This is a genomic window from Ideonella benzenivorans, assembly GCF_020387415.1.
Taxonomy (GTDB): Bacteria; Pseudomonadota; Gammaproteobacteria; order Burkholderiales; family Burkholderiaceae_C; genus Ideonella; species Ideonella benzenivorans.
The window spans coordinates 493773-514574 of record NZ_JAGWCB010000007.1; the positions used below are offsets into that span (position 1 = coordinate 493773).

Genomic DNA, 20802 nt, shown 5'->3' on the forward strand with positions numbered 1-20802 from the left:
AGGGGCGTCGTTCAGAAGGCGACGCGGGCGCCGACCAGCCAGGAGCGGGCCTTGCCCGGCACGGCCACGCCCCAGGGGATGCCGGTGATGGCCATGGACGAGCCCTGGCCCAGGTAGGCGCCGCCGGTGGGCTGGCGGTAGCGGCGGTCAAGCAGGTTGTCCACGCCCAGGTCCAGCCGCACGCGGTCGTTCAGCTGCCAGCTGGCGCGCCAGTTCAGCAGGGCATAGGCGGGGGTGCGCATCTCGTTGCGCACGGCCGAGACATTCGTCTTGGCCCGCACCACCTGCCACTCCAGCGTCTGCTGCCAGCCGCCCAGGGTGTGGCTCAGGCCCAGGCGCAGGTTCAGCGGCATCTGGTTGTACAGGCCGTCGTGCGTCTGCAGGTTGCGGCCGTGCACCCAGTTCAGCACGCCGTTCAGGCCCCAGCGGCCCCAGGCGCCGTCGTCCCACAGCCGGGCCTGGCCGGACAGGTCCAGCCCCTGTAGCTGCGCGCGCTGGTTGGCGTATTGCAGCAGCACGAAGCTGTCGGTGGCGCTCAGGTTGTCGCTGCCGCACTGGCCGAAGCCGCAGCGCTGGGCGTCGATGTAGTGCGCGATGCGGGTGAGGTAGATATTGGCGCGCAGCGACCAGACGGGGTCGGCGGGCACGCTGTCGGTGGCGGTGGCCGCCTGCCACTGGCCGCTCAGGCTCAGGGTGTGCGCCACCTCGGGTTTCAGATCGGGCTGGCCGATGTAGCCGTTGCCGTCGCCCACGAAGTTGTTCATCAGCGCGGCCATGCCCTGGGTGGACCAGGCGTAGCGCTGGTACAGATTGGGCGCACGCGACTTGCGGGCGTAGCCGAACTCATAGAGCGTCTGGCCGTCGGGCCGGTAGCGGGCCAGGGCGGTCAGGTCGGCGTTCAGGTCGCTGCGCTCGCGGTCGGCGGCATTGAAGGCGGCGGCGTCCACACCCCACAGCGAGGACAAAGCGTCGTTGTAGCCCTGCACCTCGCCGGCGGCGGTGTGCACCCGGCTCAGGCGCAGGCCGATCTGGTGGCTCCACTGCGGGCTCCAGCGCTGCTCCTGCTCGGCGTAGACGTCCACCTTGTCGCGCTGGCCCAGGTTCAGGTTCCAGAAGGTGTTGGGGCCCATGGTGCCGCCCACCGGCGGCCACCAGTCGTTCAGGCGGTAGCGCTGATATTCGGCGCCCAGGCGGATCAGTTCGTCCGGCGTGCTCATCAGGCTGGCCTGCACCGAGGCCCCCAGCGTGCGGCCGGCCGTGTCCATGGGCATGCCGGTGCCGTAGGTGTCGCGGTCGGGGCCCATGTCCATGCGGTGGTCGGTGCGCTGGCTGTAGGCCTGGGCCTGCAGCTCGCCCCAGTCGTACTGGCCGCGGTAGCGGGCATTGAGCTGGGTGCTGCGGTTGGACGTCATGTCCATGCGCTGGTTGGGGTAGCCTTCGAAGGGGATGTCCTGATAGGCGGCGCTCAACTGCAGCAGATGGCTGTCCTGCCGCAGCGCCAGGCTCAGGGCCTGGTTGTGCGCCCGGTAGGCCGAGGAGCCCACCTCGTCGGCCGGCAGGGTGCTGCCGGCGCCGGTGTGGCTGGCCGGGTCCTTGAAGGCCCAGGCCGCCCGGACGTTGTCCGAACGGGTGCTGGCGCCGCTGTAGCGCAGGCTCAGCGCGTCGGTCGCCAGGGTGAGGTTGGTGTCGGCGCTCCAGGCCTGGCCGTTGCTGCGGTAGGCGCCGCCCAGCTCGCCCTGGTGCACCCAGGTGCCGGGCTGGGCCGCGAACAGCGGCGCCGCCGATTCGACCTGCACCGTGCCGCCCAGGCTGTCGCCGCCCACGCTGACCGGCGTGATGCCGGCGTAGACCTTCACCTGCCCCACCGCCGAGGCGTCGATGTAGGACAGCGGCGAGTTCATGTGGTTGGGGCAGGCGGCCATCAGGTCCATGCCGTCCACCTGCACCCGCAGCCGGTCGTCGGCCAGGCCGTGCACCGCAGGCAGGGCCGACACCCCGCCTGCGCCGTTCAGGCTCACGCCGGGCTGGCCATCCAGCAGGGCGGCGGCGTCGCTGCTGCCCAGCCTGCGGCGGGCCAGGGTGGCGGCGTCCACCGCCTGGGCCTGGGGCAGGTGGTCCTGCTCGCCCAGCGGCGCCGGGGCGGTGATGGTGACCGTCTGCACCGGGGGCCGCGGTGCCTCCGGCGCGGTCTGCGCCCTCAAGGGGCCGTGGGCCAGGGCGCAGGCGGCCGCCAGGGCCAGGGGATGGGGACGCAGGGTCATGACTTCTTGGGCGCGGCGGGGAAGGGGTCGCTGTAGCGGGGGTCGCGGATGAACTGGGGGTCCGTCAGCGTCTTCAGGAAGGCGATCAGGTCGGCGCGGTCCTGGGCGCTGAAGTGACGCGGGCGCAGCAGCGGGCTCTTGAGCGGGTTGTCCTTGCCGGCGCCCCGGCCGCCAGCGGCGTACAGGTCGATCACCTCGCCCAGCGTGGCCACCGAGCCGTCGTGCATGTAGGGCGCGGTCAGTTCGATGTTGCGCAAGGTGGGTGCCCGGTACATGCCCATGTCGCTGGCCTTGCCGGTGATCTCGATCACGCCGGGGCTGGCGGCGGGGTAGGCGCCCTGGCCGTCCAGGTTGTAGAGCCCCTTGTTGTGGAAGGAGACATCGGGTTTGACCGTGGCCACGCTCAGGAACTGCCCGCCGAAGTTGGGCTCCTGGTGGCACTGGATGCAGTCGGCCGACTTGAACAGGGCGTAGCCTCGGGCCTCCGCGGCCGTGTAGCGGGCCCGGCCCTGGCGCACCTGGTCGTACTTGCTGTTCGTCGTGATCAGCGCGCGCTCGAAAGAAGACACTGCCTTGACGATGTGGTCCCAGGTCGGCCGGCCGGTCGGGTCCTGCGGGAAGGCGGCGGCAAAGCGTGGTGCATAGGCCGGGTCGTCGGCCAGGCGCTGCAGCACCTGCTGGACGTTGCTGTCGTTGACACCCATCTCCACCGGCGTCTCGCCGAAGATGGGGTTGGTCATCTGTCGCTCCAGCGTGATCAGCGCCGGGTTGGCCCAGGTGTAGGTGGCGTTCCAGCTCACATTGCCCAGGGCCATGGGGCTGCGCGGGTGGGCCTGGCCGGTGGAGCCCAGGCCGTGGGCGCGGCCATCGGTGAAGGCCAGCTTCTGCAGATGGCAGGTGGCGCAGGCCTGGGTGCCGTTGCCCGACAGGCGCTTGTCGTAGAACAGGTAGCGGCCCAAGGCCACCTTGGCCTGGGTCATCGGGTTGTCGGCCGGCACGCGCGGCGGCGGCAGGTAGTCGGGCAGGTCCCAGGTCCAATCGCTGGCGGCCTGCACGGCCGAGGAGGGCAAAGAAGGCGAGGCGGGGGCGGCGGTGGGGGCTGTGGAGGTGGCGGGTGCCACCTCCGACGTGGCAGCGGGCTGCCGCTGGCAGCCCGTCACCACGATCGCCGCGACCGCCAGGACCAGCAGCCACACAGGCTGCAGACGGGGCAGAGCGGTCATGTCGGCCTCACCGGCTCATGGCCTTGAAGACCGTCTGGGTCTGGCCCGCGATGGCGGTGCCCGTGCCGGTGCCGTCCGGGTTGAAGTTCAGGGCCAGTGCGGCGAAGTCGCTGACGCAGCCAGCGTCCGTCGGGCTGGACATGCAGCTGTTGGTCACGCTGAAGTTCTGCTGGGCGAACAGGCTTTGCACGTCCAGGGCGATCTGCTGCTTGGCCGGGTCGAAGTTGGCGAAGGTCAGCGTCAGGCGGTTGGGGGCGGTGCAACCGGTGATGGCCACGCCGTTGGCGGGGTCGCCCACGCAGCCGGTCGAGCCCAGGTGCAGCAGCGTGACCGGGTTGCCGGTCTCGGTGCTCTGCAGCTCGATCTTGGTGAACTTGCGGCCGCCGCGCCAGTTCCAGGACATGCTGGGATTGACGTCCGAGCGCAGCACGGCGGGCGTGGCGGCATCGGTGGAGCTCAGGTGGTTCAGGCTCATCGGCACCCCCAGCGTCATCGTCACGCCCACATAGCGGCCCGCGGGCGCGGTGCCCTGGATGGTGCTGTTGAGCGTGCCGGTGGTGCAGGCGCCGGTGCCGGCCTGGGACAGGGTGATCAGGCTGACGTTGTGGGTGCCGTCCGTGTAGTTGTTGTTGTCGTTGGTCGCGAGCGTCAGCGGGGTCGTGCTGCCGTCTTCCTTGAGCAGCTGCACATCGGAGATGTAGAAGCGCAGGTCCTGCACCTGGGCGCTCTGGCTGCCGGTGCCGAGGCTGGTGATGGTGGTGCCGCAGGACACGGGCGTGGTGCCGGCCACGGCGGCGAACTGCAGGCTGACGCTGCTGTCGGTGGTCCAGCCGGTGCTGTCGTCACTGCTGCCGCCGCAGGCGCTGAGCAGGCTGGCGACGGTCAGAAGGGCGCAGGGATAGAAAAGAGACTTGGCGATCATGGGAGGTCTTCCTCGGGCGCAAGGGCGCCGGGGTGGGATGGGTACAGGCGTGCCGCGGCCGGCTCTGCGGTCAGACGCCGGCAGGGTCAAAAGAGGACACGCGCTGAGAGACGAGGCCACGGGGTGGCGGCCGGGGCTGGCCAGGGTCAGCCGAGGACGGCGGCAGGCGGCCCGCGGGCGGGCAGGTGCTCCGGCACGGTGCTGACCCAGACCGGGTCGCGGGCGGGCCGTGGCGCCGCGGCTGGCGGCAGCGCCCCGGGCAGGGCGGACCAGCGGGCCAGGGGCGGGGCCAGCAGCGGCAGGCACAGCGGGCAGTTGACCGCGTGGTGATGGCCGGCCGGTGCCGGGGTGTCGCCAGCCTCGCCGGCGTCGGCGCCAGGCGTGCTCGCCGCGCTGCAGATGGCTTGCAGGTCCATCGGCTGGAAGACCGGCGAGAGCACCGCCACCCCCAGGAACGCCGCGTACCACACCAGCAGGTAGCGGGTGATGCGGTGCAGGGTCGTCCGGTGAGCCATGGGGGCTGGATTATGAAGAAATACCCCTTGGCTGCAAGGGAATTTGAAGCAGGGTGAGGGGGCTGCTTGCGAACGATCAAGCGGGCGGTTCCGGGCCGCTGCGGCGACCCGACGGGCGGGCATGACATCGATCATGCGGCCTGCGGCGCGCACGCCACAGCGCGGGGCGCATCTCCCGGGTCCAGAATGTGCTTCGAGGATCGGGTCTCACTCACTGAACACCATGACACTGCCACTGGATTTCGATGCCCCCGAGGTGATGACCCTGCGGGAAGACCTGGCCCTGGCGTTGCGCGCCGCGGCCCACCACGGCCTGGCCGAGGGCGTGTGCAACCACTTCAGCACCGAGCTGCCGGATGGCTCCGGGCGCTTTTTGCTGAACCCGCGAGGCTTGCTCTGGCGCGAGGTGCAGGCCGCCGACATCGTGCTGGTCGACGGCCAGGGGCGCCGGCTGGCCGGCCGCCATGAGGTGGAGCCCACGGCGATGTTCATCCACGCCGCGGTGCACCGGCGCTGCGCCAAGGCCTGCGTGCTGCACACCCACATGCCCTATGCCACCGCGCTCACGCTGACGCAGTCGCGCGGGCTGGACACCACGCTGTCCCAGAACGCGATGCGCTTTCATGGCCGCACGGCGGTGGATGCGGCCTACAACGGCCTGGCCCTGGACGACTCCGAGGGAGAACGCCTGGCCGGCGTGATCGGCCGCGCGGACGTGGTGTTCCTGGGCAACCACGGCGTGGTCGTCTGTGGCGAGCGCATGGCCGACGCCTACGACGACCTGTACTACCTGGAGCGGGCCTGCCAGGCCCAGGTGCTGGCCGCCTCCACCGGCTTGCCGCTGGCGCCGGTCGATGCGGCGCTGGCGGCCCGGGTGGCGGCCCAGACCCTGGGCGAACGGCTGCAGTCCGCGTTGTTTTTCGAGGCGCTGCGACGCACCGTCTGAGCCGGGCTGGAGTACGCTCTCCGGTATCGACAAGACATCCACCGCCAGAGTGGATGCCGACAGGGAGTTGGCTGTCGCGGAGGGCGTGGTCATGCCGACCACCGAGGAGTTGCTGGCCATCATCGATCTGCAGGTCGAGGTGGCCGAGCTGGGGTTGGACCTGTCCGGCGTGATGGACCTGGTGGTGCGCCGCGTGCTGGACTTGGCGCATGCCGAGGGCGCCGCCATCGAGCTGGCCGAAGAGGCGGTGATGGTCTACCGGGCGGTTGCCGGCCGGGCCCTCACGCAGCTGGGTCTGCGGGTGGATGTGGCGCGCAGCCTGTCGGGCCTGTGCATCGCGACGGGCACCAGCCTGGTGTGCGAGGACTCGGAGACGGACACCCGCGTCGACCAGGCCGCCTGCCGCAGGGTGGGCCTGCGCTCGATGATCGTCGTGCCGCTGATGCACCACGGCCGTTGCGTTGGCGTGCTGAAGGCCTTGTCCAGCCGGCCCCAGGCCTTCACGCAGGAGCAGCTGACCTTGCTGTCGCTGCTGTCCCGCGTGGTGGGCACCGCGATGTACTGGGCCACCCGCTATGGCGAGAGCGACCTGTTTCACCGCGCCACCCACGACGCCCTGACCGGGCTGGCCAACCGCGCCCTGTTCATGGACCGCCTGCGCGCCGCGCTGGCCGCCCGGCAGCGCCAGGGCGGGGCGGTGGTGCTGGTGCTGCTGGACATGGACGGGCTCAAGCAGATCAACGACCGGCACGGCCATGCCGCGGGCGATGCGGCGCTGATGGAGCTGGGTGCCCGCCTGCGGCAGATCACCCGCGCCAGCGACACCGTGGCCCGCCTGGGCGGCGACGAGTTCGCCATCGTGCTGCCCCAGGCGCGCGGGGAGGACGACGGGGCGTCCTGGTCGCAGCGGCTGGCGCAGGCCCTGGCGCCGCCGCTGCACCTGGCAGGGCTGTCGCTGCCGCTGTCGGCCAGTTGGGGCTGTGCGGTGTGTCCGCCCGAGGGCGGGTCTATCGAGGCGCTGATGGCGCTGGCGGATCAGCGCATGTATGCCGCCAAGCGGGCCCGCAAGTCGCCGGGGATGGATGCGGCCGAGGGCGGCTTGTACATCTGAGTTGCGTTCAGAGCGGCAGCAGGTTGCGCATCAGCACATAGGCCGTGGTGCCCAGCGCGATGCTCAGCAGGGCCTGGCTGCGCCACCATTGCAGACCGACCACCAGGCCGATCGCCACCGCCTCCGGCCAGGGCAGGCTGGTGTGGGTGCCGGCCGCGCCCACCACCGCATGCAGCAGCAGCAACGTCATGATGGCCAGCGGCAGGAACTGGCCCAGGCGCTGAACAAAGCGGTGCCGTTGCAGCCACTGCGCGGCGACGAAGGGCAGGGCCCGGATGCCGAAGGTCACCGCGCCCATCGCGACGATGACGCTGACGACGTAGAGCGTGTCCTTCATGCCTGGCCTTCGCGGTTGTTGGAGGGGGTGGGCCACAGCAGCCCGGCCACCACGCTCAGGGCGATGCCGATCAGCAGGGCCTGGCTGGACACCCACCAATGGCCCAGCGCATAGCCGCCCAGCGCGACCCACAGCGGCGCGGCACTGCTGCGGCGGCGCCATTGCTCCACCAGCAGCACGGCGAACAGCGCGGCCAGCACGAAGTCCAGCCCGGCCAGCTGGAGCTGGGCCTGCGCGCCAATGGCCGCTCCCACCGCGGTGCCCAGCACCCACCAGCCCTGGTTGAGCAGGGCCAGCAGCGCCATCTGGCGCGGCGGGGTGTGCGGTGGCAGCGCGGTCAGCACCGAATAGGTCTCGTCGGTCAGACAGAACACCAGCGTCCAGCGCAGCCACGGCTGGGTGGGCACGCGCTCCAGCAGCGACAGGCCATAGAACGCATGGCGCAGGTTCAGGATCAGCGTGGCCAGCGCGATGGCGCCCACGGGCAGGCCGGCGGCCACCATCGGCACCATCATGTACTGCGCCGCGCCGGCGTAGACCACGATGCTGGCCAGCACCGCCAACCAGCCGGCCCCACCGGCCTGGACGAACAGAAAGCCGAACACCGCGCCCAGCGGGATGTAGCCCATGGCCACCGGGGTGGTCAGGCTCAGCAGCGACAGGGAAGCGGGGCGCGGGGCGGTGGCGGCGGGCGGCATGCAGCAAGCGGGGCGGGCGACGGGGCGTGAATTGTCCCTCAGCGGCCCGTGGCGGCCTGGCTGAGCCGCTGCACCAGCACCACGCTGCCCAGGGCCAGCGCAAAGCCGCTCCAGCCCACCGGCCCCAGCGATTGACCCAGCACACCCCAGCCCAGCATGGCGGCGGTCAGCGGGCTCAACAGGCCCAGCGAGGCCACCGTCACCGCCGGCAGGCGCAGGCTGCCGCGAAACCACAGCACATAGGCCAGCAGGGCGCCGACCAGGCTCAGGTAGGCCGAGGCCGCCGCCTGCGACAGGGTGGGCGCCTGCCAGGGGCCTTCCAGCCACAGGCTGGCTGGCAGCAGCATCAGGCCCCCCAGCAGCAGCTGCCAGCCGGTCAGCGCCAGGGGGCTCAGGCCCATGTCCTGGCGGCGGGCCAGGAAGGTGCCGCAGGCCATGGAGCCGGCGCTGAGGGCTGCGGCCAGCACGCCCCACAGGTCCCAGCGGCTGGTCGGGGCCAGCAGCATCATCGCCATGCCCAGCACCCCCAGGCCGGCCGCCAGCAGGCGGGGCCCGCCCGGCCGCGTGCCGTCCACCCACCGGGCCAGCAGCAGCACGACCAGCGGCTGCATGGCGCCGAAGATGGCCGCCAGCCCGCCGGGCAGGCGCACCGCGGCCACAAACAGAAAGCCCTGGAACACGCCGATGTTGAGCGCCGCCAGCACCAGCAGGCGGCCGAGCACCGCCGTGGCTGGCCGCTGGAAGCGCCACAGGAGCAGCAGCAGCCCCGCCGGCAGCACCCGCCAGCAGGCCTGGGTGAAGGGGCGGTCCAGCGGCAGCCACTGGGTTGTCACCAGGTAGGTGCTGCCCCAGACCATGGGCGCCAGGGCCGTGAGCAGGACGTCGCGCAGCGGCCCGTGGCCCGGGCGGTAAGATGCGGTCATGATTTGTCTTGATGTCGAGATAAATGCATTGTCGAGCTATTTGTCTTGACGTCAAGATAACTGGAGATACCCATGCCCCGAGCACGTGATGCGGCGACCGATGCCGTGGACCTGATCCTGGACCAATGGCGGCGGGAGCGGCCGGACCTGGACACCCGCAGCATGGGCCCGCTGGGGCGGCTGGGGCGCTGTTACCAGCACCTGGGCCAACGGATGGAGGCGGCCTTCGCGCAGTTCGGTCTGAGCCGCTGGGAGTTCGATGTGCTGGCCACCCTGCGCCGGGCCGGGGCGCCGTACTGCCTGGCGCCAACGGCCCTGTTCCAGTCGATGATGATCAGCTCCGGCACCCTGACCCACCGCTTGAAGGGGCTGGAGGCCCGCGGGTGGGTGGAGCGGCTTCCCCATCCGGACGACGCCCGCAGCCTGCTGGTGCAGCTCAGCCCGGCCGGGCTGGCCTTGATCGACCGCGCGGTGGAGGCCCATGTGCAGACCCAGCAGGCAGCGCTGGCACTGCTGTCGCCGGCCCAGCAGGCGGCCCTGGACGCCACCTTGACGGCTTGGCTGGCCGCGCTGGATCAGCCCTCAGCCGTGTCGCCCAGCAGTGCCTGAGCCAGCAGCTGCAGGGCGGCCAGGCTGGCCGCGATGTCCTGCGGCGCCCCGGCCTGGATCTGGGCCTGCACGATGGCGCCATCCACGGCCAGGGCCAGCGCCCGGGCCAACGTGTCGCGCCGGGGTCCTTCGGGCAGGTGCGCGGCGATGGCCGCGGCCATCGCCTGCGTGTGGGCTGCGGCGTGCTGTAACACGGCGGGGTCACTGCCCCCCCACTCGACCGCGGCATTGATGAACGCACAGCCGCGAAAGCCCGCGCTGCTCAGCCATTCGCGCAGCGTGGCCACCAGGGCCTGCGGCAGGGGCTGGCGGCGGGCGTGGCGTTGCAGGGCCTGGGTGAACCACGCCATCCAGCGGTCATGGCGCAAGGTCAGCACCGCGTTGACCAGCTCCGACTTGCTGGGGAAGTGCCGGTAGAAGGTGACCTTGGTCACCCCGGCGGCGGCGATCACCGCGTCCACCCCGGTGGCCCGGATGCCCTCCCGGTAGAACAGCCGGTGCGCCGTTTCCAGGATGCGCTCGCGGGGGGGCAGGGCGGCCACGTCGTCGTGTTCAAGCGGGAGCATGGTGGGGGCAATGTAGACAGGTCTGTCTATTTTGCCTAGACTGAGCATGTAGACAGATCTGTCTACATCACGACCCACTGACAGGAGCCCTCATGAGCGCACGTCCGCCGCTGCCACCGTTCACCCGCGACACCGCGGTCCAGAAGATCCGTCTGGCCGAAGATGCCTGGAACACCCGCGACCCGGCCCGCGTGGTGCTGGCCTACAGCCCCGACACCCGGTGGCGCAACCGGGTGGAATTCCTGAGCGGACGGGATGAGGCACAGGCCCTGCTGACCCGCAAGTGGGCGCGCGAACTGGACTACCGGCTGATCAAAGAGCTGTGGGCCTTCGACAGCCACCGCATCGCGGTGCGCTTCGTCTACGAGTGGCATGACGATGCCGGCCAGTGGTACCGCAGCCATGGCAACGAGAACTGGGCCTTCGACGACCAGGGGCTGATGGTGCGCCGCCACGCCAGCATCAACGACCAGCCCATCGCCGCCTCGGAGCGCCGCTTCCATTGGCCCCTGGGCCGCCGGCCCGACGATCACCCCGGTCTGAGTGAGCTGGGGCTGTGACCCCAGCCACGCCACAATCATCCGCATGGAACTGCGCCACATCCGCTACTTTCTGGCCGTGGCCCGGGAGGGCAACTTCACCCGCGCGGCCGAGGGCCTGGGCATCGGCCAGCCACCACTGAGCCAGCAGATCCGCGACCTGGAGCGGGAGGTGGGCGCCCCGCTGTTCCACCGGGTGCCGCAAGGCGCGGTGCTGACCGAGGCCGGTCAGGCCTTTCTGGAGAAGGTGGCCGAGCTGCCCGAGCAGGCCGCCACCGCGGTGCGCCATGCGCGCCAGGCGGCCCGGGGCGAGACCGGCTCGCTGCGGCTGGGGTTCACCGCCTCGGCCATCCTGACCCCGCGGGTGACGCAGGCCATCCGCGCCTTCCGCCGGGCCTACCCGCAGGTGGAACTGGTGCTGGAGGAGAACAACAGCGCGCTGCTGGCCCAGCGCCTGCGCGATGGGCGGCTGGACCTGGCCTTTCTGCGGCCCGACGGCGCCGAGGCGCGAGACCTGACGCTGCACGCGCTGCCTGACGAGGCGATGGTGGCGGCCCTGCCGGCCGGCCATTCGCTGGCCGGCGAGCGCCGGTCCACCTTGCGCCTGACCGACCTGCGCGAGGCCTGGTTCATCCTGACCCCGCGCCCGATCGGCGCCACGCTGCACGATGCGGTGGTGGAGGCCTGCCGCCGCGCCGGTTTTGAGCCCCGGCTGGGACCGCACGCGCCGCAGCTGGCCTCGGCGCTGGCCCTGGTGGCCGGTGAGATGGGGGTGACGGTGGTGCCGGTCTCGATGCGGCAGTTCGCCCTGCCGGGGGTGGTCTACAAGGCGCTGCGCGGCATCCAGCCCATTGCGCGGCTGGCCCTGGCCCACCGGCGCAAGCTGGCGCTGCCGCAGTTGCAGAACTTCCTGGCGCTGACGCAGGCGGGCGAGTCGTCCACCGCCGCCGGGTGAGGGGTCAGGCCGCGCTCAGTCCAGGGGCTGGGTCACGGCCTCCCAGGTGGCCCGCAGTCCGGCCCGGCACACCGGCTCGATCTGCTCGGGCCCCCGCACCCCCACCCAGCCGCCGAAGTTCAGCGCATTGACCGAGATGCTGTGCGTGCCGTCGCTCCAGTGCTCGCGCCGGCGCGGCACCAGCAGCACGCCGTCGCGCCGGCCCAGCAGGTTGTACGGCGGCATCTCGCCCATGTGCGGCTCCAGTCCGCAGTGGGTGCTGGCGGCCTGCACCGCGGCGGCCAGTTGCGCTGCCCAGGCCGGGCCGGGCAGGCTCGGGTCCAGTGCGACATGGGCGTGCAGGAAGCCGAAGAACGGCAGCGACCGCACCTGGCCGACAGGCTGGTCCGCAGGCAGGCGGGCCAGCAGCGGCAGCTGGTGCGTGGGCAGAATGTGCAGATGCCGGTGCGGCTGGCTGGCGCCGGCCGTCTTGCCGCCGTTGAACATGAAGACCGCGTCGGGGATGCCCTCCATCAGCACCGCCAGGGCGGCGAAGTCGGCCTCTTCCAGCGGGCCGGTCTGGGGCTGGAACTGCCGCGTCACCACCATCGCATGGTCGGGAAAGATCGGGAACTTGTTGAGCAGCAGCACATGCGTGTCCGACAGGTTGGCCACGAACATCGCCGCCTCGTAGGGCAGGAAAGGGTTCGCGCCCGAGTTCTGCTGCAGGATCTTGGCCAGGTCCTTCAGGCTCAGCGAGGACAGGTGGGCGACCAGGAAATCCAGTCCCTCCTGCTGCACGGCACGGGTTTCGCTGACCAGCGGCACCATCGCCCCCTGGGCCTGCGCACGCTGGGCGGCGGCCCGGATCTCTGTGGTCCAGTCGGTGTTTTTCATGTCTGTCTCCCTGGTGTTAGATGTCCAGGGCGGCAGTGTCGCTCAGCAGGCCGGGGGTACCTTCGACCCAGTCGATGGTGCAGGCCGACGGCAAGGTGATTCCGCCCACCGGCAAGGCCTACCGCTTTCCGATGGCCACGAAACTGGCCGTGCTTTGGGCCAACCGATCTGAAGGGCATTCGAGTCGACCGACAATCCGCCCATGCCTTTCATCGTCACCGAGCCCTGCGTCCAGTGCAAGTACACCGACTGTGTCGAAGTCTGTCCCATGGACTGCTTCGTCGAGGGCCCCAACTTCCTGGCCATCGACCCGGCCGGTTGCATCGACTGTTCCGTCTGCGTGCCGCAATGCCCGGTGGATGCCATCGTCAATGCCAGCGAGGCCACCGCAGCCCAGCAGCCCTACATCGCGATCAACGCCCAGGCGGCGGGGGTGTGGCCGTCCATCACCCGCCGCAAGGAGCCATTGCCCGAGCACGCCCAGTGGGCGGGCGTGTCGGACAAGTCACACCTGCTGGTCAGCCCGTCCTGAAGACGGACGGACCCGCTTCCCGGGTCAGGGTTTCAGATTGGCGCAGGGATCACGCCGGGGCTGCGCCAGCGGCTGCCCGCCTTGCTGCTTCATCCGCTCGGCCATCTGCGCGTGGTGCTCCGTCACATAGGCCTGGCAATCGGCCTTGTGCGTGAAGGACTGCATTCGCGTCCGGTGTTCGGCACGTTCGGCGTCCGTCATCATGGACCAGCCCGGGGTGTACTTCGAGCCATACATGCCACCACGTCGGGCACCGGGGCCCATGCCAGTACCCTTGCCCGGCCCCATGCCGGCCCCTTTGCCAGGGCCCATGCCCAGCCCCGCACCCGGAACAGAAGCTGCCGGTGCCGATGCCATCGGCGCAGGCTGTGCCCAGGTGGTGAGCGAAGCACCCAGCCCCATCAGAGCCAGCGTCACCGCAGCCATCGTGTGCAATTTCATCTTCGATCCTCCTGTGGTTGGGATGTGTGCATCGCACAGAAAAGATACGCCGGCCTGTCTCTGCGCCTGTGCGCTGGATCAATCGGTTTCTCGGTGATTTCCCCAGGGCACTGCCCGTTTGCCGGACGGCGGGATACTGGGGCTCCGCCCGTTTCGGAGCCCCCGCCATGAGCCTGCCCGCCCGCGATGATCCCCGCCGTTTGGTCCTGCTGGAAACCATCGAGGCCCGCGAGGACGAGCTGGTGGACCTGGCCCGCGCCCTGGTGCGCATCCCCACCGTCAACCCGCCGGGGGAGGATTACCGCCGCTGCGCCGAGCTGATCGGCGACCGCCTCGCGCGGCGCGGCTTTGAGGTGACATACGTGCGCGGCGAGGGCACACCCGGCGACACCGACCGCCACCCACGCTGGAACGTCATTGCCCGCAAGACCTTCGGCCCCGGCCCCTGCGTGCACTTTAACGGCCACATCGACGTGGTGCTGCCCGGCGACGGTTGGACGGTGGACCCGTTTGAGGGCGTGGTGAAGGACGGTCGCCTCTACGGCCGCGGCAGCAGCGACATGAAGGGGGGCATCGCTGCGGCCATCATCGCGGCCGAGGCCCTGATCGACGCCGGCCTGGGCCTGCCCGGGGCGATCGAGATCAGCGGCACGGTGGACGAGGAATCGGGCGGCTATGGCGGCGTGGCCTATCTGGCCGAGCGCGGGTGGTTCAGCAAGCCCAGGGTGGACCATGTCATCATCCCCGAGCCGCTGGAAGTGGACCAGGTCTGCATCGGCCACCGCGGCGTCTGGTGGGCGGAGATCGAGACCCGTGGCCGCATCGCCCACGGCTCCATGCCCTTCCTGGGCGATTGCGCGGTGCGTCACATGGGCGCGGTGCTGGAGCGCTTCGAGCGCGACCTCATCCCCGCGCTGGCGGCGCGCCACACCACCATGCCGGTGGTGCCCGAGATGGCGCGCCAGTCCACGCTCAATCTCAACTCCATCCACGGCGGCCAGGCCGAGCCCGAAGGCGACCAACTGCCCGCGCCCTGCGTGCCCGACAGCTGCCGGCTGGTGATCGACCGCCGCTTCCTGGCCGAGGAGAGCCTGGAGAGCGTGCGCGGGGAGGTGGTGGATCTGCTCGACGGCCTGAAGGCCGAGCGGTCGAACTTCGACTACGGCCTGCGTGAACTCTTCTCGGTGGCACCGGTGCTGACCGAGCGCGAACGCCCGGTGGCGCGCGACACCGCCCGCGCGGTGCAGGAGGTGCTGGGCCGCGAGGCCCGCTTCGTCTGCTCGCCCGGCACCTACGACCAGAAGCACATCGACCGCATCGGCCGCCTGCGCGACTGCATCGCCTACGGCCCCGGCCTGCTGGCGCTGGCGCACCAGCCCGACGAGTACATCGGCATCGGGGACATGGTGCTCTCAGCGCAGGTCATGGCGCTGGCGGCGTGGGGGTTGTTGGCGGGGGCGTGAGGGCGCCTCGCCACCCGGGGGGGCGATGTCTCCCGCTCGCCCGGCCTTCCTTGGCAACACCTCGCGGGCCCCGACGGAATGAACCGGCCAAGCGCCGCTCTGGCGGTCCATGGGGGTTGGACGAAAGCCAGTCCATCCGGGAGAAGACCCGCCAGAACAAGGACTTGGCGCGATCGTGGACCGGCTTGTGAAGCGGTATGGTCCGGGGCTGTCGGTCATGGCGCGATGTCTACAGCGCGCCAAGCCTACAAAAGGTGAACGTGCCTGCTCTGATGGTAAGGTGACCCCAAACCCTTCAGAAAGCAAGTCATGGCAAAGCCCAATTACCAGTTCGAGAAGCGTCAGCGCGAGCAGCAGAAAAAGCAGAAGAAGCTTGAGAAGGCTCAGCGCAAGACCCAGCCAGCACAGACGGAGCAATCAAGCGCTTCGTCTCCAATTCAGTCCCCCTCCACCGACTGAGTCCTGACCAAGAACGCGTTTTCAAAACGCCGGACGTTTGACAAGGAGTGCGTCATGCCCAAAGGTGAACAGCGCGGCAACAAGATGGTGAAGAAACCTAAAAAGGACACCAGTCCTCCAAAGGAATCCCCCTCCAGCTCTACCCGTCCCATTCCGCCAACCACTTCGGTCTTGCCCAAAGGCAAGTTGAAGAACAAATAGCGTTCAGCGCAATCTGCAATCGCATCAATGCGCCTCCACGCCGCCCCATGGGTCTGCAGGGATTGACCTGCTCCCCCTTTGTCGTTTCTCACCGTCCCGGCGCCAGCAGCGCATCCAGCAACTCCGGCCTGAGCCGGTGCGGCGGCGTCACCGCATAGAAGTTCTCCCGCAGCCGGTCGCTCTGGCCGACCACGCACAGCACGCCGCCGCGCAACTCGTCCTGCACCACCACCTCGGGCAGCAGGGCCAGCCAGCCGCTGTCGCGGGCCAGCAGACGCAGCATGGCCATGTCGTCCACCTCGGCGCGCACCCGCGGGCGCACCGTGGCCGTGTCGCACAGCGCGTCGAACTGGGCACGCAGTGCATGGCGCGGGCCGGGCAGCACCATGTCCAGACCGTCCAGGTCTTCGGGCAGGCGCAGGGTGCGGCCGGCCCAGGCGGCCGCGGGCCCCACCAGCGAGACGGACTGGCTGCCCACCAGCCGGCAGTGCAGCGGGTGGTCAGGGTCGGCCGGCACGGCCTCGTTGGCCAGCACCACGTCCAGGTGGTGGCCTTTCAGGCGTTGCACCAGGCCGTCCAGCGTGCCGGATTCCAGCGAGAGCATCACCTTCGGGTTGGCCAGGGCGGGCCGCAGCCAGTTCTCCTGGAAGTTGCGCGACAGCGTGGCCACGCTGCCGATGCGCAGGCGCTGAACGCCCTCGCCATCGCCCTGCAAGCGCCCCAGCATCTCCTGCCCCAGGCCGAAGATGTTGTCGGCATAGGCCTGTACCAGCTGGCCGGAGCTGGTCAGCGTCAGCCGCCGGCCCTGGCGGTCGAACAGGCGCTCGCCCAGGCGTTCCTCCAGTTGCCGGATCTGTGCCGACAAGGCCGATTGCGAGGTGTGCAGCGCCTCGGCCGCCCGGGTCAGGTGGCCCAGGCGCGCCACCTGCCAGAAGTAGAACAGGTGGCGGAAGTTGAGCTGTTCCAGGTTCATTTGTTCTGTAAAAAAGAACAAAACGTTCTTTAGCTTGTATTTTACAGAACGATGGCTTGTCCGCATGATGACGGCTGTTCTGGCTGACCTGCTGCGCGATGTCCTTGCTGTCTCTTGTGTTGACCCTGTGCACCCTGCTGCCTGCACTGTGGATGGCGGCTGCGGCCGGGGCGGCGGATGGGTTGGACAGGCAAGGGCGGGCCTCGGTGGCCTGGTCGGTGTTCCGCTGGGGCACGGTGTTTGGCGTGGCGGCGGCGCTGGCCGCGCTGGTCTTGCAGGCCCTGGGCGTGCCGGCCCGGCTGCTGCCGGGCCTGGCGACGAGTCTGCCGGTGGCCTGGCTGGCACTGCTGGTGCAGTTCCTGGGCATGGTCATCGGCGCGTTCGCCCAGCGTTACCTGCAGGGGGAAGCGGGCCAGGGCCGCGCGGTGCGCGGCTTCGCCGGCGTGCTGGGCGCGGTGCAGCTGCTGCTGCTGGCCGACCACTGGTTGATTCTGCTGCCGGCCTGGGCGCTGGTGGGGCGGGCCTTGCACGGCCTGTTGTGCTTCTACCCCGAGCGGCCCTTCGCCCAGCTGGCGGCCCACAAGAAGCGCGTCAGCGACCGGCTGGCCGATGGGCTGCTGCTGCTGGCGGCCGGCGCCGCGTGGACCACGGTGGACAGCGGCTCCATTTCGGCGGCGCTGGCCCATGCGCCCACCCCGGGCTTGAGCCTGGCGGCGGTGGCGCTGGCGCTGGCGGTCATCGTGCGCATGGCGCTGGTGCCGCTGCACGGCTGGCTGCTGCAGGTGATGGAGGCCCCCACGCCGGTGTCGGCGCTCTTGCATGCCGGCGTGGTGAACCTCGGGGGCTTTGTGCTGATCCGTTTCGCGCCCTGGCTGGAGGCCTCGCCGCTGGCCCGCGGCCTGCTGGTCGTGGCCGGCCTGGGCAGTGCCTTGCTGGCGGCCTTCGGCATGCTGACCCGTATCAGCATCAAGGTGCGGCTGGCCTGGTCCACCGTGGCGCAGATGGGCTTTCTGGTGCTGGAGTGCGGGCTGGGTCTGTACCACATGGCCGCGCTGCACCTGATCGGCCATTCGCTCTACAAGGCCCACCATTTCCTGGCCGCGGCCGACGTGGTGCGTGAAACGCGCGAGCAGATGCTGGGCACGCCCGCGCCGGTGGCGCGCTGGAGCCTGTGGCTGGCGCCTTGGGTGGCCGGCGCCGCGGTGCTGCTGGTGCTGCAGCTGCCGGGGGCCGGCTGGCCGGGGTGGTGGACGGTGGCGCTGGCCCTGGCCTGGGCGCCGCTGCTGTGGCAGCCGGCTGCCGCTGGCGAGCCGACCCGGGCGCGTGTGGCGGCCTGGGGCACCGGGCTGGGCTGGGTGCTGGGCCTGACGCTGGCTGCCTGGGTCGGCCACCAGGTGCCGCTGGGGGTGACGGACCAAGCGCACCCCTGGCTGGGCCTGCTGGCCGTGCTGGGGCTGGGGGGCTTGTACCTGGGCCTGGCCGCGCTGCAGTGGCAGCGCGGGGTGTGGTCGGCCGCGCGGCGCTGGACCTATGCCGGCTATTACGTGGACGACGGGGTCACCCGCCTGGCCTGCCGGCTGTGGCCCAGCCGCTGGGCGGCGGGGGCCTGGCGCGGCCGGGCGCCGGTGGGGGCGGTGTCGGCCCTGCGGCCCGTGCCGCTGAAGTGAATGAAGGGGAGTGGGATCATGCGTGAGCTGTCTTGGGCGGAGCCCCCGGTGCGTGAGGACATCGCCCCCCGCGTGGAGGCCGCCTGCGCGCAGGCCTGTCGCGTGTTCGCGCCCACCTGGCCGCTGGACCAATCGATCGCCGTCAACCCGCACTGGCAGCGCGTTGGCCAGCCGGTGCGCCAGGTGGCGGCCCGTCTGGCCGTGCTGGCCGGGGTGCAGGTGCTGCCTTCCCGGGCTTGGGTGGCCCAGGCGTGGAACGAAGGACGCATCCAGCCGGCCGACCTGCGGGCCGCCCTGGCGCAACTGGGCCATCCGGCCGAGCTGGAAGCCGATTGCCTGCAAGCGCTGGCGCAGCCGGCCGACATCGCGCCGCTGCCGCTGCTGATCGACACGCTGGACGACGACCCGCGCCGGCAGGAGCGCCTGAGCTGGCGCCAAGCCATCACCCACCAGGTGAGCCAGACCTGCGCGGCCTACTTCGACCGCCACCAGGCCGACTGGCAGCCCGCGCGCGGCAGTGGCCTGTTTGCCTTCTGGCGCGACAGCCTGGTGAACGACCACGGCATCGGCTGGCTGATGGGCCTGCCGGCGCTGCACGAGGGCCTGCATGCGCTGCCCGAAACCCGCCAGCAGGCCGAGCGCTGGGCCCTGGAGCGCCAGGGCCTGGACCCGGTCGTGTGGGCCGATTACCTGGAAGCGGTGCTGTGGACGGTGCAGGGTTGGGCCGGCTGGTGTGCCTACCTGGGCTGGCAGGCCCAGCAGCAGGGCGGCCACGACGACCACCTGCGTGACCTGCTGGCCATCCGCCTGGCCTGGGGCGCGCTGCTGGTTGAGTGCAAGACCGACCGCGCGGCCCATCAGGCCCTGGCCGCGCTGCAACAGGCCTGGCAGCACGCCCCGCAGCGCCTGGCCCGGGCCGAGGCGACGCTGTGGATCGACGAGGTCTGGCAGGTGGCGCTGGAGCAGGGTTACCAGCGTGGCCTGGCGCAGGCGCTGCGGCAGGCGCCGCAGGCCGGGCAACCCGCTCCGTCGCCCGCCGAGGTGCAGGCCGTGTTCTGCATCGACGTGCGCAGCGAACGCCTGCGCCGCGCGGTGGAGGCCACCTGGCCGGCGGTGCAGACCGTGGGCTTTGCCGGCTTCTTCGGCGTGCCGGCGGCCTATGCGCCGCTGGGCACGCCGCTGCACCGGCCGCAGCTGCCGGGCCTGCTGGTCCCGTCGATGACGATCACCGACACCCTGGTCGGCGCCGATGGCCAGGCACTGCCGGCGGCGGAGACGGCCCAGGTGGCCGCGGCCCGCCGGCAGGCGCTGGCGCGGGCCCACCAGCAGGGCGCCACCAGCCGCTGGCCGGGCACGGCGTTCTCCTATGTCGAGGCGGCCGGGTTGGGCTACCTGGGTGGCCTGTTCGGCTGGCTGCGTCCCTCCACCGCGCCGCGCGCCCGAGCCGATCTGACGGGCGTGTCGGCGCGCTACCGGCCGCTGTGTCGGCCCACGCTCACCGGCTTGTCCGTCGACGAACAGGTGGCCTTGGCGGCGCGGGTGTTGCGGTCCATGAGCCTGGTGGGCACGCCACAGGGCTTGGCGCCGCTGGTGCTGCTGGTGGGCCACGGCAGCCAGACCGCCAACAACGCGCACAGCGCCGGCCTGGACTGCGGCGCCTGCGGCGGGCAGACGGGCGAGGCCAATGTGCGGGCGCTGGCGCAGCTGCTGAACCGCCCGGCGGTGCGGGCCGGGCTGGCCGCCCAGGGGGTGACGGTGCCGGCGCAGACCGTGTTCGCCGCCGCCCTGCACAACACCACCACCGACGAGCTGGAGTGGTTCGACACCGATCTTCTGCCGGCCGAGGCCGCACCGCGCCTGGCGCAGGCCCAGGCGGCCTTTGCCCGGGCGGGCGAGCAGGTGCGGCGCGAGCGTGCGCCCAGCCTGGGCCTGGACCCGGCCCTGCCGTCAGCGGCCTTGTTCACCGCGCTGCGTCGGCGCGCCAACGACGGGGCGCAGACCCGCCCGGAATGGGGCCTGAGCGGCAACGCAGCGATGGTCATCGCGCCGCGCGCCCGCACCCGCGGGCTGGCGTTGGACGGCCGGGTCTTTCTGCACGACTACGACCCCGCGCTGGACCCCGCGGGCCGGCTGCTGGCGCAGCTGATGACCGCGCCGATGCTGGTCGCGCACTGGATCAACTGGCAGTACCACGCGGCGGTCTGTGACCCCGAGCGGCTGGGCAGCGGCAACAAGCTGCTGCACAACGTGGTGGGCGGCCACATCGGCGTGTTCGAGGGCAATGGCGGCGACCTGCGGGTCGGCCTGGCCCGCCAGTCGGTGCACGACGGCCGGCGCTGGGTGCACGAACCGCTGCGGCTGACCGTGGTCATCGACGCGCCGGCAGCGGCGATCGAACAGGTGATCGCCGAGCACGCGGTGGTGCGCCAGCTGGTGGAGAACGGCTGGCTGCACCTGTGGCGCTTTGACGGGCCGGGCCTGGTGCGGCGCCATGCAGGGCAGTGGCGCGCCCTGGCGGAAGAGGCCCGCCGGGCCTGAGGGATGGACCTCTGGAACCCTCTGTCGCCGCAGTCCGGCTGGACTGG

At 71.0% G+C, this 20802-nt stretch carries 22 protein-coding genes; 10 read left to right on the forward strand and 12 right to left on the reverse strand.

Annotated features, from left to right (window positions below; genetic code table 11):
* Positions 1-11: 11 nt before the first annotated feature.
* The 4 genes from KGA65_RS05210 to KGA65_RS05225 all read right to left on the reverse strand — a co-directional run bounded on the left by KGA65_RS05210 (position 12) and on the right by KGA65_RS05225 (position 4921).
* The gene (locus tag KGA65_RS05210) at positions 12-2261 is read right to left on the reverse strand and encodes a TonB-dependent receptor (RefSeq protein WP_225862074.1); all 2250 of its coding nucleotides are present in this window, start codon (positions 2259-2261) and stop codon (positions 12-14) included.
* The gene (locus KGA65_RS05215) at positions 2258-3484 is read right to left on the reverse strand and encodes a methanobactin export MATE transporter MbnM (RefSeq protein WP_225862075.1); all 1227 of its coding nucleotides are present in this window, start codon (positions 3482-3484) and stop codon (positions 2258-2260) included. Before KGA65_RS05215 ends, KGA65_RS05210 begins: the two co-directional genes overlap by 4 nt.
* A 7-nt stretch (positions 3485-3491) precedes the next feature.
* Positions 3492-4406, reverse strand: coding sequence for an MbnP family copper-binding protein (locus tag KGA65_RS05220; RefSeq protein ID WP_225862076.1), 915 nt, complete (start codon positions 4404-4406; stop codon positions 3492-3494).
* 146 nt (positions 4407-4552) lie between these two features.
* Positions 4553-4921: a DUF2946 family protein gene (locus tag KGA65_RS05225; protein WP_225862077.1), complete on the reverse strand. Its 369-nt coding sequence runs from the start codon at positions 4919-4921 to the stop codon at positions 4553-4555.
* A 223-nt stretch (positions 4922-5144) separates the two neighbouring features.
* Here KGA65_RS05225 and KGA65_RS05230 point away from each other — a divergent pair, with 223 nt between their 5' ends.
* Together KGA65_RS05230 and KGA65_RS05235 are read left to right on the forward strand one after the other, a co-directional pair.
* Positions 5145-5867 (forward strand): aldolase, encoded by a 723-nt coding sequence (locus tag KGA65_RS05230; protein WP_225862078.1) that lies wholly within the window; start codon positions 5145-5147, stop codon positions 5865-5867.
* Between the two features lie 91 nt (positions 5868-5958).
* Positions 5959-6978 (forward strand): sensor domain-containing diguanylate cyclase, encoded by a 1020-nt coding sequence (locus tag KGA65_RS05235; protein WP_225862079.1) that lies wholly within the window; start codon positions 5959-5961, stop codon positions 6976-6978.
* Between the two features lie 7 nt (positions 6979-6985).
* On the opposite strand, the gene KGA65_RS05240 is transcribed toward KGA65_RS05235, so the two are convergent.
* Genes KGA65_RS05240 through KGA65_RS05250 form a run of 3 tightly spaced genes read right to left on the reverse strand, consistent with a single transcriptional unit; the run spans position 6986 to position 8936 of the window.
* Positions 6986-7315 carry a branched-chain amino acid transport AzlD family protein gene (locus KGA65_RS05240; protein WP_225862080.1) on the reverse strand — a complete coding sequence of 110 codons (330 nt, stop codon included), beginning with the start codon at positions 7313-7315 and terminating at the stop codon, positions 6986-6988.
* Positions 7312-8013, reverse strand: a complete 702-nt coding sequence (locus tag KGA65_RS05245; RefSeq protein WP_225862081.1) for an AzlC family ABC transporter permease — start codon at positions 8011-8013, stop codon at positions 7312-7314. The genes KGA65_RS05240 and KGA65_RS05245 overlap by 4 nt, the downstream gene beginning before the upstream one ends.
* Positions 8014-8051: 38 nt before the next feature.
* Positions 8052-8936: an EamA family transporter gene (locus KGA65_RS05250; RefSeq protein WP_225862082.1), complete on the reverse strand. Its 885-nt coding sequence runs from the start codon at positions 8934-8936 to the stop codon at positions 8052-8054.
* A gap of 72 nt (positions 8937-9008) precedes the next feature.
* Between KGA65_RS05250 and KGA65_RS05255 the strand changes: the two genes are divergently transcribed.
* Positions 9009-9545 carry a MarR family winged helix-turn-helix transcriptional regulator gene (locus KGA65_RS05255; RefSeq protein ID WP_225862083.1) on the forward strand — a complete coding sequence of 179 codons (537 nt, stop codon included), beginning with the start codon at positions 9009-9011 and terminating at the stop codon, positions 9543-9545.
* Here KGA65_RS05255 and KGA65_RS05260 read toward each other — a convergent pair.
* Positions 9512-10111, reverse strand: a complete 600-nt coding sequence (locus tag KGA65_RS05260) for a TetR/AcrR family transcriptional regulator (protein ID WP_225862084.1) — start codon at positions 10109-10111, stop codon at positions 9512-9514. The two genes, KGA65_RS05255 and KGA65_RS05260, sit on opposite strands and share 34 nt — an antisense overlap.
* Before the next feature lie 92 nt (positions 10112-10203).
* On the opposite strand from KGA65_RS05260, the gene KGA65_RS05265 reads away from it, so the two are divergent.
* Both KGA65_RS05265 and KGA65_RS05270 read left to right on the forward strand, forming a co-directional pair.
* Complete coding sequence (locus KGA65_RS05265; RefSeq protein ID WP_225862085.1) at positions 10204-10671, forward strand: nuclear transport factor 2 family protein; 468 nt, start codon at positions 10204-10206, stop codon at positions 10669-10671.
* Between the two features lie 25 nt (positions 10672-10696).
* Positions 10697-11605, forward strand: coding sequence for a LysR family transcriptional regulator (locus KGA65_RS05270; protein ID WP_225862086.1), 909 nt, complete (start codon positions 10697-10699; stop codon positions 11603-11605).
* 15 nt (positions 11606-11620) lie between these two features.
* Here KGA65_RS05270 and KGA65_RS05275 read toward each other — a convergent pair whose 3' ends face one another.
* The gene (locus KGA65_RS05275) at positions 11621-12481 is read right to left on the reverse strand and encodes a DUF4922 domain-containing protein (RefSeq protein ID WP_225862087.1); all 861 of its coding nucleotides are present in this window, start codon (positions 12479-12481) and stop codon (positions 11621-11623) included.
* 202 nt (positions 12482-12683) lie between these two features.
* Between KGA65_RS05275 and fdxA the strand changes: the two genes are divergently transcribed.
* On the forward strand, positions 12684-13013 hold the full coding sequence (gene fdxA / locus KGA65_RS05280; protein WP_225862088.1) for a ferredoxin FdxA: 330 nt from the start codon (positions 12684-12686) through the stop codon (positions 13011-13013).
* A gap of 24 nt (positions 13014-13037) precedes the next feature.
* Here fdxA and KGA65_RS05285 read toward each other — a convergent pair whose 3' ends face one another.
* Positions 13038-13454 carry a hypothetical protein gene (locus tag KGA65_RS05285; protein ID WP_225862089.1) on the reverse strand — a complete coding sequence of 139 codons (417 nt, stop codon included), beginning with the start codon at positions 13452-13454 and terminating at the stop codon, positions 13038-13040.
* Between the two features lie 167 nt (positions 13455-13621).
* On the opposite strand from KGA65_RS05285, the gene KGA65_RS05290 reads away from it, so the two are divergent.
* Both KGA65_RS05290 and KGA65_RS05295 read left to right on the forward strand, forming a co-directional pair.
* Positions 13622-14917 carry an acetylornithine deacetylase/succinyl-diaminopimelate desuccinylase family protein gene (locus KGA65_RS05290; RefSeq protein ID WP_225862090.1) on the forward strand — a complete coding sequence of 432 codons (1296 nt, stop codon included), beginning with the start codon at positions 13622-13624 and terminating at the stop codon, positions 14915-14917.
* A 309-nt stretch (positions 14918-15226) separates the two neighbouring features.
* Positions 15227-15376 (forward strand): hypothetical protein, encoded by a 150-nt coding sequence (locus KGA65_RS05295; protein ID WP_225862091.1) that lies wholly within the window; start codon positions 15227-15229, stop codon positions 15374-15376.
* Here KGA65_RS05295 and KGA65_RS05300 read toward each other — a convergent pair.
* Both KGA65_RS05300 and KGA65_RS05305 read right to left on the reverse strand, forming a co-directional pair.
* Positions 15355-15669: a hypothetical protein gene (locus KGA65_RS05300; protein WP_225862194.1), complete on the reverse strand. Its 315-nt coding sequence runs from the start codon at positions 15667-15669 to the stop codon at positions 15355-15357. The two genes, KGA65_RS05295 and KGA65_RS05300, sit on opposite strands and share 22 nt — an antisense overlap.
* Complete coding sequence (locus tag KGA65_RS05305; protein ID WP_225862092.1) at positions 15666-16550, reverse strand: LysR family transcriptional regulator; 885 nt, start codon at positions 16548-16550, stop codon at positions 15666-15668. Before KGA65_RS05305 ends, KGA65_RS05300 begins: the two co-directional genes overlap by 4 nt.
* A gap of 98 nt (positions 16551-16648) precedes the next feature.
* Between KGA65_RS05305 and KGA65_RS05310 the strand changes: the two genes are divergently transcribed.
* Both KGA65_RS05310 and KGA65_RS05315 read left to right on the forward strand, forming a co-directional pair.
* A complete protein-coding gene (locus tag KGA65_RS05310) occupies positions 16649-18217 on the forward strand; it encodes an NADH-quinone oxidoreductase subunit L (RefSeq protein ID WP_225862093.1) in 1569 nt (522 codons plus the stop codon).
* A gap of 18 nt (positions 18218-18235) precedes the next feature.
* Positions 18236-20755 carry a YbcC family protein gene (locus KGA65_RS05315; RefSeq protein ID WP_225862094.1) on the forward strand — a complete coding sequence of 840 codons (2520 nt, stop codon included), beginning with the start codon at positions 18236-18238 and terminating at the stop codon, positions 20753-20755.
* Positions 20756-20802 lie beyond the last annotated feature (47 nt).